The 20465-nt window shown below is 70.1% G+C and carries 3 protein-coding genes and 1 pseudogene (1 of these 4 only partly in view); 1 reads left to right on the top strand and 3 read right to left on the bottom strand.

All coding sequences use genetic code 11. The annotated features are described in order from the left end of the window. A pseudogene (locus HG543_RS15135) lies at window positions 1-15415 on the top strand (non-ribosomal peptide synthase/polyketide synthase) (its annotated part extends 16988 nt beyond the left edge of the window); the annotation flags it as partial. Window positions 15416-15536: 121 nt separating this feature from the next. Here HG543_RS15135 and HG543_RS15140 read toward each other — a convergent pair. From HG543_RS15140 to HG543_RS15150, 3 genes are all read right to left on the bottom strand, one after another. Continuing rightward, a complete protein-coding gene (locus tag HG543_RS15140) occupies window positions 15537-16766 on the bottom strand; it encodes a serine hydrolase domain-containing protein (RefSeq protein ID WP_169345468.1) in 1230 nt (409 codons plus the stop codon). Between the two features lie 40 nt (window positions 16767-16806). Beyond that, window positions 16807-18222, bottom strand: coding sequence for a cytochrome P450 (locus tag HG543_RS15145; RefSeq protein WP_169345469.1), 1416 nt, complete (start codon window positions 18220-18222; stop codon window positions 16807-16809). A gap of 92 nt (window positions 18223-18314) precedes the next feature. Next, the gene (locus HG543_RS15150) at window positions 18315-20288 is read right to left on the bottom strand and encodes an ABC-F family ATP-binding cassette domain-containing protein (RefSeq protein WP_169345470.1); all 1974 of its coding nucleotides are present in this window, start codon (window positions 20286-20288) and stop codon (window positions 18315-18317) included. Between the last annotated feature and the right edge of the window lie 177 nt (window positions 20289-20465).

Here is a 20465-nt window from a genome sequence, read left to right on the forward strand (position 1 = left end):
CGAGCGGCAGCAGGTCCTGCGCGGCTGGAATGACACGAACTCCTCCTACCCGCGTGAGGACTCGCTCCAGGCGCTGTTCCAAGCTCACGCCCAGCGCGCTCCCGAGGCCGTGGCGCTCGTCTTCGGCGACACGCAGCTCACCTACCGCCAGCTCGACGAGCGCTCCAACCAGCTCGCCCGCGCCCTCCGCTCCCTCGGCGTCACCTCCGGTACTCCCGTTGCCCTGGGCCTGGAGCGCTCCTTCGAGCTCATCGTCTCGCTGCTCGCCATCCTCAAGGCGGGTGGCTTCTACGTGCCCCTGGAGATGACCTACCCACAGGAGCGCCTCACCCTGCTCCTGGAGGACTCCGGAGCTCCGCTGCTGCTGACGGATTCTCGGCTTGCCTCGCGCCTGCCTCCGTTCTCTGGACGCACCCTGCTGCTGGACTCCGAAGCCGCCTTCATCTCCAGTCAGCCCACGCACTCCCTCGACGTCCCGACGCCGGCCGAAAGCCTCGCCTACGTCATGTTCACCTCCGGCTCCACCGGCCGGCCCAAGGGCGTCATGGTGACCCATCGGGGCGTGGTGCGGCTGGTGTGCGGTGCCTCGTACATCCAGTTCGGCCCCGAGCACGCCTTCGTCCAGCTGGCGCCCATCGCCTTCGACGCCTCCACGTTCGAAATCTGGGGCGCGCTGCTGAATGGCGGCCGCCTCGTGCTTGCGCCTCCTCACGCCCTCTCGCTGGAGGAGATCGGCGCGCTGGTGCGTCGCTACTCGCCCACCACCCTCTGGCTCACGGCCGCCCTCTTCGAGCAGGTGGCGCTCTACCAGGGCGAGGCACTGGCCCAGGTGCCTCGGGTGCTCTCCGGCGGCGACGTGCTGCCCGCCCAGCGCGTGCGTGAGCACCTGGCGCGCATGGCTCCGGGCACCGTGCTCCTCAACTGCTACGGCCCCACGGAGAACGCCTCCTTCTCCACCACCCACACCCTGCATGCCGGCACCTCGCCGAGCCACTCCATTCCCATCGGCCGGCCCATCTCGCAGTCCACCACCTACGTGCTGGATGCGGCCCTGCGGCCCGTGCCCGTGGGCGTGCCCGGCGAGCTGTACGTCGGTGGCGACGGCCTGGCCTGGGGCTACCTGCGCAGGCCCGACCTCACCGCGGAGCGCTTCGTTCCGCACCCCTTCTCCGACGTCCCCGGCGAGCGCCTCTACCGCACCGGTGACCTCGCTCGCTGGCTGGCGGACGGCTCGCTGGAGTTCCTGGGCCGCGCCGACTTCCAGGTGAAGGTGCGCGGCTTCCGCATCGAGCCGGGCGAAATCGAGACCGTGCTGCGCCAGCAGCCCGGCATCGCCGAGGCCTTCGTGATGACGCGCGAGGACCGCCCCGGCGACAAGCGTCTGGTGGCCTATGTCGTCGGCGGGCCTGACGTCTCCGCCGAAGCGCTGCGCGAGGCCCTCAGGGCCCAGCTGCCCGAGTACATGGTGCCCTCGGCCTTCGTGCCCATGGGCGCGTTGCCGCTGACGCCCAACGGCAAGGTCGACCGCAAGGCCCTGCCTGTTCCCGAGACCTCCCTGGCGGCCTCCAGCGAGTACGTCGCTCCGGCCACGCCTACCGAGGAGCAACTGGCCGCCATCTGGGCCCAGGTGCTTCGCCTGGAGAAGGTGGGTCGTCACGACGGCTTCTTCGCCCTGGGTGGCCACTCCCTGCTCGCGACGCAGGTGGTGGCTCGCATCCGCGCCGTCTTCGGCGTGGAGCTGCCGCTGCGGAAGCTGTTCGAGTCCTCCACCCTGGAAGGACTCGCGAGGGCCATCGATGCCAGCGAGCCCGTGAAGGCGAACCTGCCGCCCCTGCGGCCCGCGTCGCGTGACGAGCGGTCTCCGCTGTCGTTCGCGCAGCAGCGCCTGTGGTTCCTCGACCAGCTCCAGCCCGGCAGCGCGCTGTACAACATCCCCACGCCGCTGATGCTCGACGGCGTGTTGGATGTGAGCGCCCTGGAGCGTGCCATCAATGAACTGGTGTGCCGTCACGAGTCGCTGCGCACCAGCTTCCACGCCGAGGCGGGCCAGCCCTTCCAGCGCATCCACCCGCCCGCGGACATGCCGCTGGCCGTGGTGGACCTGCGCGAGTTGCCCGAGGAGCAGCGTCGCGCCGAGGCCCGCCGCCTCGCGGCCCAGGACGCGGTGCGCCCGTTCAACCTCTCCACCGGGCCGCTGCTGCGAGTGACGCTGCTGCGCCTGGCCGAGCACCAGCACGCGCTGCTGCTCAACATGCACCACATCGTCTCCGATGGTTGGTCCATGGGCGTGCTCGTGCGCGAGGTGGCCACGCTGTACGGCGCCTTCTCCACGGGCCACACGTCTCCGCTGCCGGAGCTGCCGGTGCAGTACGCCGACTTCGCGGTCTGGCAGCGCTCGTGGCTGCAGGGTGAAGCGCTGGAGGAGCAGCTCGGCTGGTGGAGGCAGCAGCTCGCTGGAGCGCCGCCGCACCTGGAGCTGCCCACCGACAAGCCCCGTCCGCCCGTGCTGTCCTCGCGAGGCGGCACGGTGCCCGTGCGCCTGTCGCGCGAGCTGAGCGAGTCGCTGAAGGCGCTGGCCCAGCGTGAGGGCGCCACGCCCTTCATGCTGCTGCTGGCCGCCTACCAGCTGTTGCTGTCGCGGTACTCCGGCCAGGATGACGTGGTGGTCGGCTCGCCCATCGCGGGTCGCCGCCATGCGGAGACGGAGGGCCTCATCGGCTTCTTCGTCAACACGCTCGTCCTGCGTTCGCGGTTGAGCGGGAGCCAGTCGTTCGCGCAATTGCTGCGGCAGGTGCGAGCGATGACGCTGGGCGCCTACGAGCACCAGGACGTGCCGTTCGAGAAGCTGGTGGAAGAACTCGAGCCGGTTCGCGACATGAGCCGCTCGCCGCTCTTCCAGGCGTTCTTCGCGCTGCAGAACACGCCCGTGCAGGACGTCGTCGCGTCCGAGCTGACCATGCGGCCCCTGGAGGTCGAGCGCGCCGCCTCCTCCAAGTTCGAGCTGAACCTCGGCCTGTCGGAGACGCAGGACGGCTTCGGAGGCGGGTTCCAGTACAACACCGACCTCTACACCGAGGCGACCGCCACCCGCATGGTGGCCCACCTCCAGGTGCTTCTGCAGGCCGTCGTCTCGCGTCCCGATGCGCCGCTCGCGGACGTCGAGCTGCTCACCTCCGCCGAGCGCCAGCAGGTGCTCCGCGCCTGGAACGACACCGCCGCCGACTTCCCGGTGGACTCCACCTTCCACCACGTCTTCGAGCACCAGGCCGCTCTCACTCCCGACGCGCCTGCCGTGCGCTTCGAGGAGGACGTCCTCTCCTTCGCCCAGCTCAACGCTCGCGCCAATCAGCTCGCGCACCACCTGCGGTTGCTCGGCGTCGGGCCCGATGTCCCCGTGGCGCTCTGCCTGGAGCGCTCCGTGGACGCCCTCGTCTCCCTGCTGGGCATCATGAAGGCCGGCGGCGGCTACGTGCCTCTCGACCCGGCCTGGCCCGTCCAGCGCCGCGCCCTCACCCTTCAGGACTGCGGCGCTCCGGTGCTGCTCACCGCTCAGCACCTGGGCTCCTCCTGGGTTGCTGAAAACGTCCACGTGCTCTGCCTGGACACCGAGGCGGCGCTGCTCGCCTCCCGGCCTGCGCACAACCCCGTGCCGGTGGCCTCGCCCGACAACCTCGCCTACGTCATCTACACCTCCGGCAGCACCGGCACCCCCAAGGGCGTCATGATTCAGCACCGCTCGGTGCTCAACCTGCGCCACGCCCTGCGCCAGTCCGTCTACTCCGGTCAGCCCTCTGGCCTGCACGTCAGCGTCAACGCTCCTCTTTCCTTCGACGCTTCCGTCAAGCAGCTCGTCCAGCTGCTCGATGGCCACTGCCTGTGCATCGTCCCCGACTCCACCCGCCAGGACCCTCAGGCCATGGTGGACTGGGTGCGCCGCTACCGCGTCGACGTCCTCGACTGCACGCCGTCGCTGCTCCGGCTGATGCTCCAGGCGGGCCTCTTCCAGGGTGAGGTGGTGCCTCGGCTGCTGGTGCCCGGTGGCGAGGCCATCGATGAGGCGACGTGGCAGCAGCTCGCCGCCGCTCCGGCCACTCGCACCTTCAACGTCTACGGCCCCACCGAGTGCACCGTCGACTCCACCGCCTTCGGCGTGCGTGCGGATACCCGCCCCACCATCGGTGGGCCTCTGGCCAACGTGCTCACCTACGTCCTGGATGAGCGCTTGCAGCCGGTGCCCGTCGGTGTGCCCGGTGAGCTCTTCATCTCCGGTGCCGGCCTCGCCCGTGGCTACCTGCGCCGTCCGGACCTCACCGCCGAGCGTTTCATCGCGGACCCCTTCAGCCCCGTGCCCGGCGCGCGCATGTACCGCACCGGTGACAAGGTGCGCTGGCTGGCCGATGGCACGCTCGACTACCTGGGCCGCACCGACTTCCAGGTGAAGCTGCGCGGCTTCCGCATCGAGCTGGGTGAAATCGAATCCGCGCTCGCCCTGCACCCCGCCGTGCATCAGGCCGTGGTGCTCGTGCGCGAGGACGTCCCCGGCGACAAGCGGCTGGTGGCCTGGTTCACCTCTCGCACCACTGCGCCCGAGCTCTCCGCGCTGCGCTCCTTCCTCAAGGAGCGCCTGCCGGAGTACATGGTGCCTTCGGCCTTCGTCCCCATGGACGTCCTGCCGCTGACGCCCAACGGCAAGGTGGACCGCCGAGCGCTGCCCGCTCCCGAGGCCTCGCAGCTCGCCTCCAGTGAGTACGTGGCCCCCGTCACGCCCACCGAGGAGCAGCTGGCTGCTGTCTGGGCCCAGGTGCTGCGCGTGGAGAAGGTCGGCCGCAATGACGACTTCTTCGCCCTGGGAGGCCACTCGCTGCTGGCCACCCAGGTGGTGGCTCGCGTCCGCGCGGCCCTCGGCGTGGAGCTGCCGCTTCGCGCCCTCTTCGAGGACTCCTCACTCGCGAGCCTCGCGCGGACCATTGATGGACTGAGCGTCGGGGCCAAGGCGGGCCAGGTGCCGCCGCTGCGCCCCGCGCCTCGGGATGCGCAGCTGCCGCTGTCCTTCGCCCAGCAGCGCCTGTGGTTCCTCGATCAGCTCGAGCCCGGTAGCGCGCTGTACAACATGCCCACGGCCCTGCGGCTCGACGGCGTGCTGGATGTGGCCGCGCTGGAGCGGGCCTTCACCGAGCTGGTGCGCCGTCACGAGTCGCTGCGCACCACCTTCCAGGCCGAGGCCGGCAACCCCGTCCAGCTCATCCACCCGCCCATGGCCTTCCGCCTCCCGGTGGTGGACCTGAGCGCGCGCAAGGACCGCGAAGCCGAGGCACGCCGCCTTGCTCACGAGGACGCCACGCGTCCGTTCAACCTCGCCACCGGCCCGCTGCTGCGCGTCAGCCTGCTGCGCCTGGCCGAGCGTCAGCACGTGCTGCTGCTCAACATCCACCACATCGTCTCCGACGGCTGGTCCTCCTCCGTCCTCATCCGCGAGATGGGGATGTTCTACGAGGCCTTCCGCCAGGGCCTGCCCTCGCCCCTGCCCGAGCTGCCGGTGCAGTACGCCGACTATGCGGCGTGGCAGCGCTCGTGGCTGCAGGGTGAGGTGCTGGAGCAGCAGCTCGGCTGGTGGAAGCAGCAGCTCGCCGGGGCCCCGCAGGCACTGGAGCTGCCCACCGACTTCCCGCGTCCGCCCGTCCAGTCCGTCCGCGGTGCGTCTCTGCGCTTCCAGTTCCCCAAGGAGCTGAGCCGTGCATTGGAGGCCCTGTGCCAGAAGCAGGGCGCCACCCTCTTCATGGGCCTGCTCGCCTCCACCCAGGCGCTGCTGGCGCGCTACTCCGGGCAAGACGACGTGGTGGTCGGCTCGCCCATCGCCGGCCGTCGTTTCTCCGAGCTCGAGGGCCTCATCGGCTTCTTCATCAACACGCTCGCCCTGCGCGCTCGCCTCGACGACAACCCGTCCTTCTCCACTCTGCTGAGCCGCGTGCGCGAGACGACGCTCGGCGCCTTCGCGTACCAGGACGTGCCCTTCGAGAAGCTCGTCGAGGAACTCCAGCCCCAGCGCGACCTGAGCCGCTCGCCGCTCTTCCAGGCGATGGTCATCCTCCAGAACGCCGCGGACGCCGCGGACGCCGCCGCCAGAAGCTCGGGCGGAGGTTCATCGTCTCAGGAGGCTCTGTCGATCAGCCCTGTCGAGGTCGAAGGCGTCAGCGCCAAGTTCGACCTGACGTTCTCCTTCTCGAACTCCGCGGACGGCATCTCCGGGTCCATCAACTACTGCGCGGACCTGTTCCGCGAGGACACCGTGCGTCGGCTCGCCGCGCACCTGCGGGCCCTGCTGGAGGCCGTCACCTCCCGGCCCGAGCTGCCGCTGCTCGACGTGCCCCTGCTCTCCGCTGCCGAGCGCCAGACGCTGCTCGTGGAGTGGAACGACACGCGCACCCAGCTGCGTCGGGGCCTCATCCACCACCTCGTCTCCGCCCAGGTGGCTCGCACTCCCGACGCTCTCGCTCTCGTCGCGGGCGAGGCTCGCTTCACCTACCGCCAGCTCGATGAGCGCTCCAACCGTCTGGCTCATGCTCTGCGCTCCCAGGGCGTCGGGCCTGAGGTGCGGGTCGCCGTCCTCCTCGAGCGCAACGCGGACCTGCTCGTCTCGCTGCTCGCCATCCTCAAGGCTGGCGGCACCTACGTCCCGCTCGATGCCAACTACCCCCGCTCACGCCTGACGTACACCCTCGCTGATTCCCAGGCCCACCTGCTGCTGGCTCACCGGCCCCTGCTCGACTCCCTCCAGCTCGACACCGGCAGCCTCTCCACCCTCTGCCTCGACTCGCTGCCCGACTCCTTCTCGCAGCTGCCTGGCACTGCGCCCGAGTCCTCCGTCCGCGAGGACAATCTCGCCTACGTCATCTACACCTCCGGCAGCACCGGCCAGCCCAAGGGCGTCGCCATCACGCACGCCAACGCCTCCGTCTTCCTCGACTGGGCCACCCGTACCTTCACCCCCACTCAGCTCGCCGGCACTCTCGCCGCCACCTCCGTCTGCTTCGACCTGTCCGTCTTCGAGCTCTTCGCTCCGCTCACCTGCGGCGGCGCCGTGTTCCTGGCTCGCGACGCGCTGGCCCTGCCGTCGCTGCCGGCCGCCTCCGAGGTGACGCTGCTCAATACGGTGCCCTCGGCCGCCGCCGAGCTGCTGCGGCTGGGCGCCATTCCGCCCTCTGTCACCACCATCAACCTCGCCGGTGAGCCGCTGCCCGGCACCCTGGCCCGCGGCCTTTATGCCACCGGCACCGTGCGCCACGTCTTCAACCTCTACGGCCCCACCGAGGACACCACCTACTCCACCTATACCCGCGTCCCAGAAGGCCCCGGCGAGCCCACCATCGGCCTGCCCCTGCCTCAAACCAGCGCCTACATCCTCAACTCCCGCATGGAGCTGCAGCCCGTCGGCGTCCCCGGCGAGCTGTACCTGGCCGGCGTCGGCCTGGCTCGCGGTTACCTCGCCAAGCCCTCGCTCACCGCCGAGCGCTTCGTGCCCGACCTCTTCAGCCCCGTACCCGGCGCTCGCATGTACCGCACCGGAGACCTGGTGCGCTGGCGGCATGACGGCGTGCTGGAGTACCTGGGCCGCACCGACTTCCAGGTGAAGGTGCGTGGCTTCCGCATCGAGCTGGGCGAAATCGAGTCCAGCCTGCGCCAGCACTCCAGCGTCCAGCAGGTGCTCGTCATGGCCCGCGAGGATGTCCCTGGCGACAAGCGTCTGGTGGCTTACGTGGTGCCTCCTCCGGGAGTGGCCATTGAAGCCGACGCGCTGCGCACGCACGTGCGCAAGACACTGCCGGACTTCATGGTGCCCTCCGCCTTCGTCTCCCTGGAGGCGATGCCGCTGACGCCCAACGGCAAGGTGGACCGCAAGGCCCTGCCCGCTCCCGACGCTTCGCTGCTCGCCTCATCCACCACCTACGTCGCCCCAGCAACCTCCACCGAGGAGCAGCTGGCCGCCGTCTGGGCCCAGGTGCTTCGCGTCGAGAAGGTCGGCCGCCACGATGACTTCTTCGCCCTGGGCGGCCACTCGCTGCTGGCCACCCAGGTGGTGGCTCGCGTCCGCGCCGCCTTCGGCGTCGAGCTGCCGCTGCGTGCCCTCTTCGAGGACTCTTCACTCGCGAACCTCGCGCGGGCCATTGATGGCCTGAGCGTCGGGGCCAAGGCGGGCCAGATGCCGCCGCTGCGCCCCGCGCCCCGGGATGCGCAGCTGCCACTGTCCTTCGCCCAGCAGCGCTTGTGGTTCCTCGATCAGCTCGAACCCGGAACCGCGCTGTACAACATGCCCACGGCCCTGCGGCTCGACGGCGTGCTGAATGTGGCCGCGCTGGAGCGGGCCTTCACCGAGCTGGTGCGTCGTCACGAGTCGCTGCGCACCACCTTCCAGGCCGAGGTTGGCAACCCCGTCCAGCTCATCCACCCGCCCACGGCCTTCCGCCTCACGGTGGTGGACCTGAGCGCGCGCAAGGACCGCGAAGCCGAGGCACGCCGCCTTGCTCACGAGGACGCCACGCGTCCGTTCAACCTCGCCACCGGCCCGCTGCTGCGCGTCAGCCTGCTGCGCCTGGCCGAGCGTCAGCACGTGCTGCTGCTCAACATCCACCACATCGTCTCCGACGGCTGGTCCTCCTCCGTCCTCATCCGCGAGATGGGGATGTTCTACGAGGCTTTCCGTCAGGGCCTGCCCTCGCCCCTGCCCGAGCTGCCGGTGCAGTACGCCGACTATGCGGCGTGGCAGCGCTCGTGGCTGCAGGGTGAGGTGCTGGAGCAGCAGCTCGGTTGGTGGAAGCAGCAGCTTGCCGGCGCGCCTCATGCCCTGGAGCTGCCCACCGACTTCCCGCGTCCGCCCGTCCAGTCTGTTCGCGGTGCGTCCCTGCGCTTCCAGCTCCCCAAGGAGCTGAGCCGTGCGCTGGAAACGCTGTGCCAGAAGCAGGGCGCTACCCTCTTCATGGGCCTGCTCGCCTCCACCCAGGCGCTGCTCGCCCGCTACTCCGGCCAGCAGGACATCGTCGTCGGCTCGCCCATCGCCGGCCGCCGCTTCTCCGAGCTCGAGGGCCTCATCGGCTTCTTCATCAACACGCTCGCCCTGCGTGCTCGCTTCGATGACAACCCGTCCTTCTCCACGCTGCTGGGGCGCGTGCGGGAAACCACCCTCGGCGCCTTCGCCTACCAAGACGTGCCCTTCGAGAAGCTCGTCGAGGAACTCCAGCCCCAGCGCGACCTGAGCCGCTCGCCCCTGTTCCAGGCGATGGTCATCCTCCAGAACGCCGCGGACGCCGCCGCCAGAAGCTCGGGCGGAGGTTCATCGTCTCAGGAGGCCCTGTCGATCAGCCCTGTCGAGGTCGAAGGCGTCAGCGCCAAGTTCGACCTGACGTTCTCCTTCTCGAACTCCGCGGACGGTATCTCCGGGTCCATCAACTACTGCGCGGACCTGTTCCGCGAGGACACCGTGCGTCGGCTCGCCGCGCACCTGCGGACCCTGCTGGAGGCCGTCACCTCCCGGCCCGAGCTACCGCTGCTCGACGTGCCTCTGCTCTCCACTTCCGAGCGCCAGACGCTGCTCGTGGAGTGGAACGACACGCGCACCCAACTGCGCCGTGGCCTCATCCACCACCTCGTCTCCGCCCAGGTGGCTCGCACTCCCGACGCCCTCGCCCTCGTCGCGGGCGAGGCTCGCTTCACCTACCGCCAGCTCGATGAGCGCGCCAACCGCCTCGCCCACGCCCTGCGGGCTCAGGGCGTCGGGCCCGAGGTGCGCGTCGCCGTCCTCCTCGAGCGCAACGCGGACCTGCTCGTCTCGCTGCTCGCCATCCTCAAGGCTGGCGGCACCTACGTCCCGCTCGATGCCAACTACCCCCGCTCGCGCCTGACGTACACCCTCGCCGATTCCCAGGCCCACCTGCTGCTGGCTCACCGGCCCCTGCTCGACTCCCTCCAGCTCGACACTTCCGCGCTGAGCACCCTCTGCCTCGACTCGCTGCCTGACTCCTTCTCGCTGCTGCCCTCTTCCGCTCCGGAGTCCTCTGTCGGCGAGGACAACCTCGCCTACGTCATCTACACCTCCGGCAGCACCGGCCAGCCCAAGGGCGTCTCCATCACGCACGCCAATGCCTCCGTCTTCCTCGACTGGGCCACGCGTACCTTCACTCCCGCTCAGCTCGCCGGCACCCTGGCTGCCACCTCCATCTGCTTCGACCTGTCCGTCTTCGAGCTCTTCGCTCCGCTGACGTGCGGGGGAGCCGTGTTCCTGGCCCGTGACGCGCTGGCCCTGCCGTCGCTGCCGGCCGCCTCCGAGGTGACGCTGCTCAATACGGTGCCTTCCGCCGCCGCCGAGCTGCTGCGGCTGGGCGCCATTCCGCCCTCTGTCACCACCGTCAACCTCGCCGGTGAGCCGCTGCCCGGCACCCTGGCCCGCGGCCTTTACGCCACCGGCACCGTCCGCCACGTCTTCAACCTCTACGGCCCCACCGAGGACACCACCTACTCCACCTACACCCGCGTCCCCGAAGGCCCGGGCGAGCCCACCATCGGCCTGCCCCTGCCTCAAACCAGCGCCTACATCCTCAACTCCCGCATGGAGTTGCAGCCTGTCGGCGTCCCCGGCGAGCTGTACCTCGCTGGCGTCGGCCTGGCTCGCGGCTACCTCGCCAAGCCTTCCCTCACCGCTGAGCGCTTCGTGCCCGACCTCTTCAGCCCCGTGCCCGGTGCGCGCATGTACCGCACCGGAGACCTGGTGCGCTGGCGGCATGACGGCGTGCTGGAGTACCTGGGCCGCACCGACTTCCAGGTGAAGGTGCGTGGCTTCCGCATCGAGCTGGGCGAAATCGAGTCCAGCCTGCGCCAGCACTCCAGCGTCCAGCAGGTGCTCGTCATGGCCCGCGAGGACGTCCCTGGCGACAAGCGTCTGGTGGCCTACCTCGTGCCGGCTTCCGGCCATTCGCTGGACACCGACGCGCTGCGCATGCACGTGCGCAAGACGCTGCCGGACTTCATGGTGCCCTCCGCCTTCGTCTCCCTGGAGGCCATGCCGCTGACGCCCAACGGCAAGGTGGACCGCAAGGCCCTGCCTGCTCCCGACGCTTCGCTGCTGACTTCGTCCACCACCTACGTCGCCCCAGCCACCCCCACCGAGGAGCAGCTGGCCGCCGTCTGGGCCCAGGTGCTTCGCGTCGAGAAGGTCGGCCGCAGCGACGACTTCTTCGCCCTGGGCGGCCACTCCCTGCTGGCCACCCAAGTGGTGGCTCGTATCCGCGCCGCCTTCGGCGTCGAGCTGCCGCTGCGCGCCCTCTTCGAGTCCCCCACCCTGGAGCAGCTCGCGCTCGCTGTGGAGAAGGCCAACAGGTCCACTGGCGTCCCCGCGCTGAGTCGTGCCGCGCGCGAGGACCGCGTGCCGCTGTCCTTCGCCCAGCAGCGCCTGTGGTTCCTCGATCAGCTCCAGCCCGGCAGCCCGCTGTACAACATGCCCACGCCGCTGATGCTCGACGGCGTGCTGGATGTGGCCGCGCTGGAGAGCGCCTTCACGGAACTGGTGCGCCGTCACGAGTCGCTGCGCACCAGCTTCCACGCCGAGGCGGGCCAGCCCTTCCAGCGCATCCATCCGCCCGCGGACATGCCGCTGGCCGTGGTGGACCTGCGCGAGTTGCCCGAGGAGCAGCGTCGCGCCGAGGCCCGCCGCCTGGCATCGCAGGACGCGGTGCGCCCCTTCAACCTCTCCACCGGGCCGCTGCTGCGCATCACCCTGCTGCGCCTGTCCGAGCACCAGCACGCGCTGCTGCTCAACATGCACCACATCATCTCCGACGGCTGGTCCACGGGCGTGCTCGTGCGCGAGATGGCCATGTTGTACGGGGCCTTCTCCACGGGTCGCACGTCTCCTCTGCCCGAGCTGCCGGTGCAGTACGCCGACTTCGCGGTGTGGCAGCGCTCGTGGCTGCAGGGCGAGGCGCTGGAGCAGCAGCTCGGCTGGTGGAAGCAGCAGCTTGCCGGCGCGCCGCCGCACCTGGAGCTGCCCACCGACAAGCCCCGTCCGCCCGTGCTGTCCTCGCGAGGCGGCACGGTGCCGGTGAACCTGCCCCGCGAGCTGAGCGAGTCGCTGAAGGCGCTGGCCCAGCGCGAGGGCGCCACGCCCTTCATGCTGCTGCTCGCCGCATGGCAGCTGCTGCTGTCGCGGTACTCCGGTCAGGACGATGTGGTGGTCGGCTCGCCCATCGCGGGCCGCCGCCATGCGGAGACCGAGGGCCTCATCGGCTTCTTCGTCAACACGCTCGTGCTGCGCTCGCGGCTCGTGGTTCGGGACTCCTTCCGGGCCCTGCTCGGCCGCGTGCGCGAGACGACGCTCGGTGCCTACGACCATCAGGATGTTCCGTTCGAGAAGCTGGTGGAGGAGCTGCAGCCGGCTCGTGACATGAGCCGCTCGCCGCTCTTCCAGGCGTTCTTCTCCCTGCAGAACACGCCCGTGCAGGAGGTCGCCGCGTCCGAGCTGACCATGCGTCCCCTGGAGACAGACGGCACTGCCGCCGCCAAGTTCGAGCTCAACCTCGGTCTATCCGAAGGCCCCGAGGGCTTCCGCGGTCAGCTCCAGTTCAATGCCGACCTGTACACGGAGGCGACCGCCACGCGCATGGTGGCCCACCTCCAGGTGCTGCTGAAGGCCGTGGCCGCGAGCCCCGACGCACCGCTCGCGGACGTCGAGCTGCTCACCCCGACCGAGCGCCAGCAGGTGCTCCGCGCGTGGAACGACACCGCCGCCGACTTCCCGGTGCCCTCCACGTTCCCCGAGTCCTTCGAGCACCAGGCCGCCCTCACTCCCGACGCGCCCGCCGTGCGCTTCGAGGAGGACGTCCTCACGTACGCCCAGCTCAACACTCGCGCGAACCAGCTCGCGCATCACCTGCGCTCGCTTGGCGTGGGCCCGGACGTGCCCGTGGCGCTCTGCATGGAGCGCTCCGTGGACGCCATCATCGCCCTGCTGGGCATCATGAAGGCCGGCGGCGGCTACGTGCCGCTCGACCCGGCATGGCCCGTCCAGCGCCGCACGCTCACCCTCCAGGATTGCGGTGCACCCGTGCTGCTCACGCGGCGGGAGCTTGTCGACGGTTGGCGTCCCACGGCGACACGCGTGCTGTGCCTGGACAGCGAAGCGGAGCTGCTCGCCCCCCGGCCCACGCACAACCCGGCGCCGGTGACCTCGCCCGACAACCTCGCCTACGTCATCTACACCTCCGGCAGCACCGGCACCCCCAAGGGCGTCATGATTCAGCACCGCTCGGTGCTCAACCTGCACCGCGGCCTGCGTCGGTCCGTCTACTCCGGACAGCCGGCCTCCGGCCTGCGCGCCAGCCTCAACGCCCCTCTGGCCTTCGATGCCTCCGTCCAGCAGCTCGTCCAGCTGCTCGATGGCCACTGCTTGTGCATCGTCCCCGACTCCACCCGCCAGGACCCTCAGGCCATGGTCGACTGGGTGCGCCGTCACCGCATCGACGTGCTCGACTGCACTCCGTCGCTGCTCAAGCTGATGCTGCAGGCCGGCCTCTTCCAGGCCGAATGGGCTCCTCGCGTGCTGCTGCCCGGCGGTGAGGCCATCGACGAGGCCACCTGGCAGCAGCTCGCCGCCGCTCCGGCCACTCGCGCCTTCAACGTCTACGGCCCCACCGAGTGCACCGTCGACTCCACCTCCTTCGAGGTGCGCGCTTCCTCGCGTCCCACCATCGGCGGGCCTCTGGCCAACGTGCTCACCTACGTCCTGGATGAGCGCCTGCAGCCGGTGCCCGTCGGTGTGCCCGGTGAGCTCTTCATCTCCGGTGCCGGCCTCGCCCGCGGCTACCTGCGCCGTCCGGACCTCACCGCCGAGCGCTTCATCGCGGACCCCTTCAGCCCCGTGCCCGGCGCTCGCATGTACTGCACCGGTGACAAGGTGCGCTGGCTGGCGGACGGCACGCTCGACTACCTGGGCCGCACCGACTTCCAGGTGAAGCTGCGCGGCTTCCGCATCGAGCTGGGTGAAATCGAGTCCGCGCTCGCCCTGCACCCCGCCGTGCACCAGGCCGTGGTGCTCGTGCGTGAGGACGTGCCCGGCGACAAGCGTCTGGTGGCCTGGTTCACCTCGCGCACCACCGCGCCCGAGTTCTCCACCCTGCGCACCTTCCTCAAGGAGCGGCTGCCGGAGTACATGGTGCCTTCGGCCTTCGTCTCCATGGACGCGCTGCCGCTGACGCCCAACGGCAAGGTGGACCGTCGCGCCCTGCCCGCTCCCGAGGCCCAGAGCCTGACGGCCACGCACGACTACGTGGCCCCGCGCGACGTGCTCGAGCACCAGCTGGCGGGCATCTGGGAGGAGCTGCTCAACATCCGGCCCATTGGCGTCAAGAGTCACTTCTTCGAGCTCGGTGGCCACTCGCTCCTCGCGGTGCAACTGGCCGCGCGCATCCGCGAGCGCACGGGCCGGGAGCTGCGCCTGGCCTCGCTGTTCCAGGCCCCCACCGTCGAGCAGCTCGCCGCGCTCCTGCGGCAGGCGCCCGCGCCCTTCTCTCCGCTGGTGCCCATCCAGACGGGCGGAAACCGCCGGCCGTTGTTCCTCGTCCACCCCGTGGGCGGGAACGTCCTCGCCTACGCCGAGCTCGCGCGGCAGCTCGGCCCGGAGCAGCCCGTCTACGGCCTCCAGGCTCAGGGGCTCGACGGGCAGCAGCCTCCGTTGAGCGCCATCGAGGAACTGGCCGCCTACTACATCGAGGTCCTCCGCACGGTGCAGCCGCACGGGCCCTACCTGCTCGGCGGCTGGTCGATGGGCGCGGTGGTGGCGTTCGAGATGGCCCGCCAGCTCCAGGCCCGTCAGGAGCAGGTGGAGTTCGTCGCGATGATCGACCCCACCCCCGCCGCCGCGGACCGCGTCCGGGCCAACGTCGATGACCCGCTACAGGTGGCGGCCATGTTCGCCAGGGACCAGGGACAGCTCGCGGCGCAGGGCGACTGGATGCCGGACGCGTCGCTCGCCGGCAGTGACGTGGACACGGTGCTCCAACACCTCATGGAGGAAGGCCGCAAGGCGGGCCTGCTCGTCCCGGAGGTGGGGCTGCCCCAGGTGCGCGCGCTGTTCGACGTCTTCGCCGCCAACCTGCGCGCCTTGAAGCACTACGAGCCCCGACCCTTCGCGGGCCGCGTCACCGTGCTCCGGGCCAGCGAGGGGATTCCGGAGTCCGCCCAGGCCCCTGGCCGGGGTTGGGGCGCGTTCTCCGAAGCGGTGGAGGTGCACGAAGTCCCGGGCAACCACTACACGGCCCTGCGCGCCCCCAACGTCCAGGCCCTGGCCGAGCGCCTCGCGACCCTCCTGAAGAAGGCCCAGGAGGCGGCGGACGCGGCGAGCGAGGGAGGCGACGACAAGGCACCCGCGGCCTGATGATGCCGGGCCTCCCAGGCGAACCTCCGGGAGGCCCACGGCCTGGAAACGACGAGGGCGCCCACGCCGAGGAGGCGGGGCGCCCTGCGTCAAGACAGAGGCCGCGAATCAGCTCAGAGCCTCACGACTTCGGCTTGCCCAGCCACGTCCGGAGCTGATTGGAGACGCGCATCGCCGAGCGGTCCTGGTTGGTCAGCACCACCGTGACGACGTCGTTGTCGAGGTAGATGTCCAGGTTCGAGCTGATGCCCACGAAGCCGCCGCTGTGGCCCACGATGCGGTGCTTGGGGAAGATCTGGAACCCCAGTCCGTAGGCGCGCTCGCCGGACAGCGGCTCCTGGGTGAACATCTGCTCCAGCGTCTTCTGGCTCACGAGCTTCCCCGCGCGCAGCGCCACGACGAAGCGGTGCAGGTCCTCCACCGTGGAGTAGCCACCGCCGGCCGGCCCGCCGCGGATGACGTGCTCGAAGAGGTTGTTGCGCCACACCACGCCGGCCGGGGTCTCCTGCCGCACGTAGCCCACGGCCAGGTTCGGCACCACCGTGTCCAGGTCGTAGCACTCCGTGTCCTTCATCCCCGCGGGCTTGTAGACGTGCTCGCGGACGTGGTCGAAGTAGCTGCGGCCCGTCACCTTCTCGATGATGGCGCCCAGCACCACGTAGTTGCTGTTGCCGTACGCCCAGCTCGTGCCCGGAGGGAATGCGCGCTTCCCGTCGCGCACCAGCGGCTTGAAGTCCTCCACCGTGCGGAACAGCGCCCGCGACGAGCGCTGGAACTGCTCGGTGAAGTAGCTGCCCAGGCCCGAGGTGTGGTTCAGCAACTGGCGCACGGTGACCTGCTTCGCCACCTCGGCCGGCAGCCAGTCCTCACCGAGGTACTTGGAGACGGGGTCCTCCAGCGACAGCTTCCCCTGCTCCACGAGCTGGAGCACGGCCACCGCGGTGAACATCTTGTTCATCGACCCGAGGTTGAACCGGGTGTCCAGGCGGTTGGGGACGTTCCACGTCCGGTCCGCCTGGCCCCATACGCCCGTGGCCAGGACCTTCGAGCCTCGCGCCACCAGGATGGCGCCGGAGAAGGCCTCCTGCGCCGCCAGCGGGTCCACCAGCGCCTTGAGCGCCGCGGGCAGCTCGGCATCCGTCTTCGGAGCGGGCACCGTGGGCATCGCGGGCGCCGCCGGCGCGCTTCCATTCGCCTTCTGCACCATCGTCGGTTGAGGCCCCTGCTTCGGGGGAGCGGTCGTGGCCGGGCCTCCGGGCTTCGTGCTGCTCGCGGAAGCGGGGGCCGTCAGGAGCAACGAGGAGCACAGGCCGGCGATGGCGCACCGGGCCGCGGAGCGGAATGAGGACATGTGCACTTCCCTTCGAGCGAGTCCAGCCGTGAGCCGGCGACTATCCCACGGCGGCGAGCGGCGCCTCGGAAGAAGTCGAGGCCGGCAGCCGCGCACGGGCCGACACCACCTTCATCCACAGGTTCTCCGGGTAGTGGGCGCCGCCCGTGACGGCCTGGACGGGCTTGCCCGGCATCAGCTCCAGCCGGAAGCGCTGGGCCACCATCGCGCTGGCCAGCGTGGCAATCATCGACGCGAGCTGCGCGCCGATGCACACCCGCTGCCCCGCGCCATACGGCAGGTACACGAAGCGGGGACGGGCCCGCACCTGCTCCGGCTCGAAGCGGCTCGGGTCGAAGGTGTGCGGGTCCTTCCAGTAGGCCGGGTGCCGGTGCATCACGTACGCCGACGACATCAGCATCGTGCCCTTCGGCACGTCGTACTCCCCGAGCTTGTCGTCCTGCACGGCCGGCCGGCCCATGCCCGGCGCGGGCGAGTAGTGCCGCAGCGTCTCGTCGAACACCTGGCTGACGTACTGGAGCGCCGGCAGGTCCTGCACCGTGGGCAGCCGCCCGCCGAGCGCGCGGTCCACCGTGTCGAACATGCGCTCGCGCACCTCGGGGTACTGCGTCAGGCAGTACCACATCCACGACAGGCCGATGCCCGCGGAGACGTGCCCGCCGTAGAGGAACTCGATGAACTCGTCCCGGACCTCCACGTCGGTGAGCTTCTCGCCCTTCTCGTCCGTCGTGGTGATGAAGTGGCCCGCCAGGTCGTCGGACTGCTCGGCCAGGGCCATCCGCGCGCGAACCTTCTCCCAGACGAACTCGTTGAGCCGCTTCGCCGCGGGCAGCACCTTCGGGAAGTTCGTCAGGAAGTACGTCCGCCGCAGCTTGCGCGGCATGGGCAGGTACTCCTCCACCACCGAGCGCACCCGGATGGAGTAGAGCATGTAGTGGAAGGCCGCCTCGCAGACGTCGTCCGGCGGGTCCTCCGAGTACACAATCTGCCCCATGGCGGAGATGACCAGCCGGGACATCTCCGGGAACAGCTCCACCGGCGTGCCCGCGCGCGCGAGGGCCTCCCAGCGCGTGTCGAGCAGCCGCTCGATGACGCCCACGATTTTCGGCGTCAGCGCCGTCACCTTGTCGCGCTGGAAGGCGGGCTGAATCATGCGGCGGTGGCGCTTCCAGTGAGCGCCCTCGCTGCTCGACAGGCCCTGCCCCATCACGATGCCGCGCTGCCCCGCCTGCATGTTCTTGGGGTAGTTGTTGACCGCGGCGTCGGCCAGGAAGTGCTTGATGTAGGCCGGATTCGTGACGAGGTAGACGCTGCCCCCCGGCGGCCTCAGCCAGACGATGTCTCCGTACTTCTCGAAGAAGCGCAGGAACGCCTTGTTGATGTCGCGCCGCTCACGAAGCGAGTGCCAGATGTAGGGGATGAGCGGGACAGCGGGGGGCCGATGGAGCTTGGACATGGGATGACGGAACGGTCCGCAAGGTGGAATCGCGCAAATGTTCCATGTCCATCATACTGCGAGCACCAGTCCGGGTCTCCCCCCCCTCCCCGTCATCCCAGGGAAGCCGAGGCCTGGGCCAGCTTTTCCTGGGCTTCCTCCCACCGGGCATAGAGGGACTCCAGCTCCTCCTTGCCGGCGCGGTGCGTGTCCATCAGCGGCTTGGCGCGCGCGAAGTCGTTGTAGAGCGCGGGGTCCGCGAGCTGCGCCTCGCGCTCCTTCTGCTCGGCCTCCAGCGAGGCGATGCGCTCCTCCAGCTTCGCGATTTCCTTCTTGATGGGGCCCTCGACGACGCTGCGGCGCTGGCGGGCCTCGGCCTCCATGCGCTTGCGGTCCTTCTCCGTCATCGGCCCGGTGGCCGCCTTGTCCGCGCGGCCATTCCCCGCCGCCGCGGCCGCCGCGGCCTCCGCCGCCTGCCGCATCTGCTCCTGGTGGTACAGGTAGTCGTCGAGGTTGCCCGGGTGCGGCGTCAGCTTCCCGTCCGCCACCTCCCACACGTGGGTGGACAGGTTGTTGATGAAGCTGCGGTTGTGGCTGACGAAGAGCAGCGTGCCCGTGTAGCTCTTCAGCGCCTCGATGAGCATCTCGGACGAGTCCAGGTCCAGGTGGTTGGTGGGCTCGTCCATCAGCAGGAAGTTGGAGGGCACCAGCAGCAGCTTGGCCAGCGCCACGCGCGCGCGCTCACCGCCGCTGAGCACGCCGATGGGCTTCTCCACGTCGTCGCCGCTGAAGAGGAAGGCGCCCAGCACACCGCGCACGTAGCTCTCCGGCTTGTCCGCCGCGAGCGGCCGCACCTCCTCGATGATGGTGTTCTGCCGGTCCAGCTTGTCCGCGTGGTGCTGCGCGTAATAGCCCACCACCACGTTGTGCCCGAGCGTCACCTTGCCGGTGTCCGGCGCCAGCTCGCCCGCGACCATCTTCAAGAGCGTCGTCTTGCCCGCGCCGTTGGCGCCCACCACGGCGATGCGCTGTCCGCGCTCCAGGCGCCCATTGAGGTTGTCGTACACCGTCTGCGCGCCGTACCGCTTGGAGATGCCCTCCAGCGTCACCACGTCACGGCCGCTGCGGTCCACCTCCGGGAAGCGGAACTTCATGGTGCTGCGCTCCTCGAGCACCTGCACCTTCTCCAGCTTCTCCAGCATCTTCGCGCGGCTCTGCGCCTGCCGCGCCTTGGTGGCCTTGGCGCCGAAGCGGTCGATGAAGCCCTGCAGCTCGGCGCGGCGGGCCTCCACGCGCTCGGCGCGGGCCTTCAGGAGTTCCTTCTCCTCGGCGCGCAGGCGCTTGTAGTCGTCGTAGTTGCCGGCGTACTCGCGCACGCCCTCCAGCTCCAGGGACACCACCCGGTTGATCTGCCGGTTGAGGAAGTCCTTGTCGTGGGAGATGAGGACCAGCGCCTTGTTGGAGCGGCGCAGGAAGTCGTCGAACCACGTGAGCGTGGGCACGTCCAGGTGGTTGGTGGGCTCGTCCAGCAGCAGCAGGTCCGGGTCCTGGAGCAGCAGGCCGGCGAGGGCCGCGCGCATGCGCCAGCCGCCGGACAGGGCCGACGTGGGCTTGAGCAGGTCCGCGTCGCGGAAGCCCAGGCCCTTGAGGATGCGCTCGGCGTGGTGCTTGCCGTAGCGGTTCTCGAAGTCGTCCAGCTCCGCGTGCAGGTCCGACAGGGACTGGGACAGCTCGAGCTGGTCGTCCTCGTCGGTGGCCTCGGCGAGCGCCGCCTCGGTCTCCTTCAGCCGGGCCTCCAGGGCGTCGCGGCCGGGCACGGTGCTCATCACCGCCTCCACGACGGTGCCCTCGGGCAGGCCGGCGATTTCCTGGGGCAGATAGCCCGCGCGGGCCTTCCGGGCGTACTGCACGGTGCCCGAGTCCGGCTGGTTCACCCCGGCCAGTATCTTCATCAACGAGCTCTTGCCCGTCCCGTTGGCGCCGACGAGACCTACACGGTCCCTGGGGCCCAGGGTGAAGTTGTCGTTGTCGAAGAGGACCTTCTTTCCGTAGGCGAGACAGAGGTCCTGGGCGATGACGAGGCTCATGGCGGGCGGGGATGTAACAGTCCTCGGGCCCCTCGGGAACGTCAGATGTGCCTGCCCGGCCGCCCCGGGGCCAACCGGCCCCTTTCCGGACCCCGCCAGGGCCTGCCTATACTCCGGGCCACATGGCTGCCCCCTGCCCCCACTGCGGAAGTACCGACGGCGTCGACCACCTGTGTT

The sequence above is a fragment of the Pyxidicoccus fallax genome (genome assembly GCF_012933655.1).
GTDB lineage: Bacteria > Myxococcota > Myxococcia > Myxococcales > Myxococcaceae > Myxococcus > Myxococcus fallax.

Bases quoted from the DNA above. Each gene is read 5' to 3' on its own strand.
- HG543_RS15150 (WP_169345470.1), bottom strand. From the start codon at position 20,288: ATGAGCCTCGTCATCGCCCAGGACCTCTGTCTCGCCTACGGAAAGAAG.
- HG543_RS15145 (WP_169345469.1), bottom strand. From the start codon at position 18,222: ATGTCCAAGCTCCATCGGCCCCCCGCTGTCCCGCTCATCCCCTACATC.
- HG543_RS15140 (WP_169345468.1), bottom strand. From the start codon at position 16,766: ATGTCCTCATTCCGCTCCGCGGCCCGGTGCGCCATCGCCGGCCTGTGC.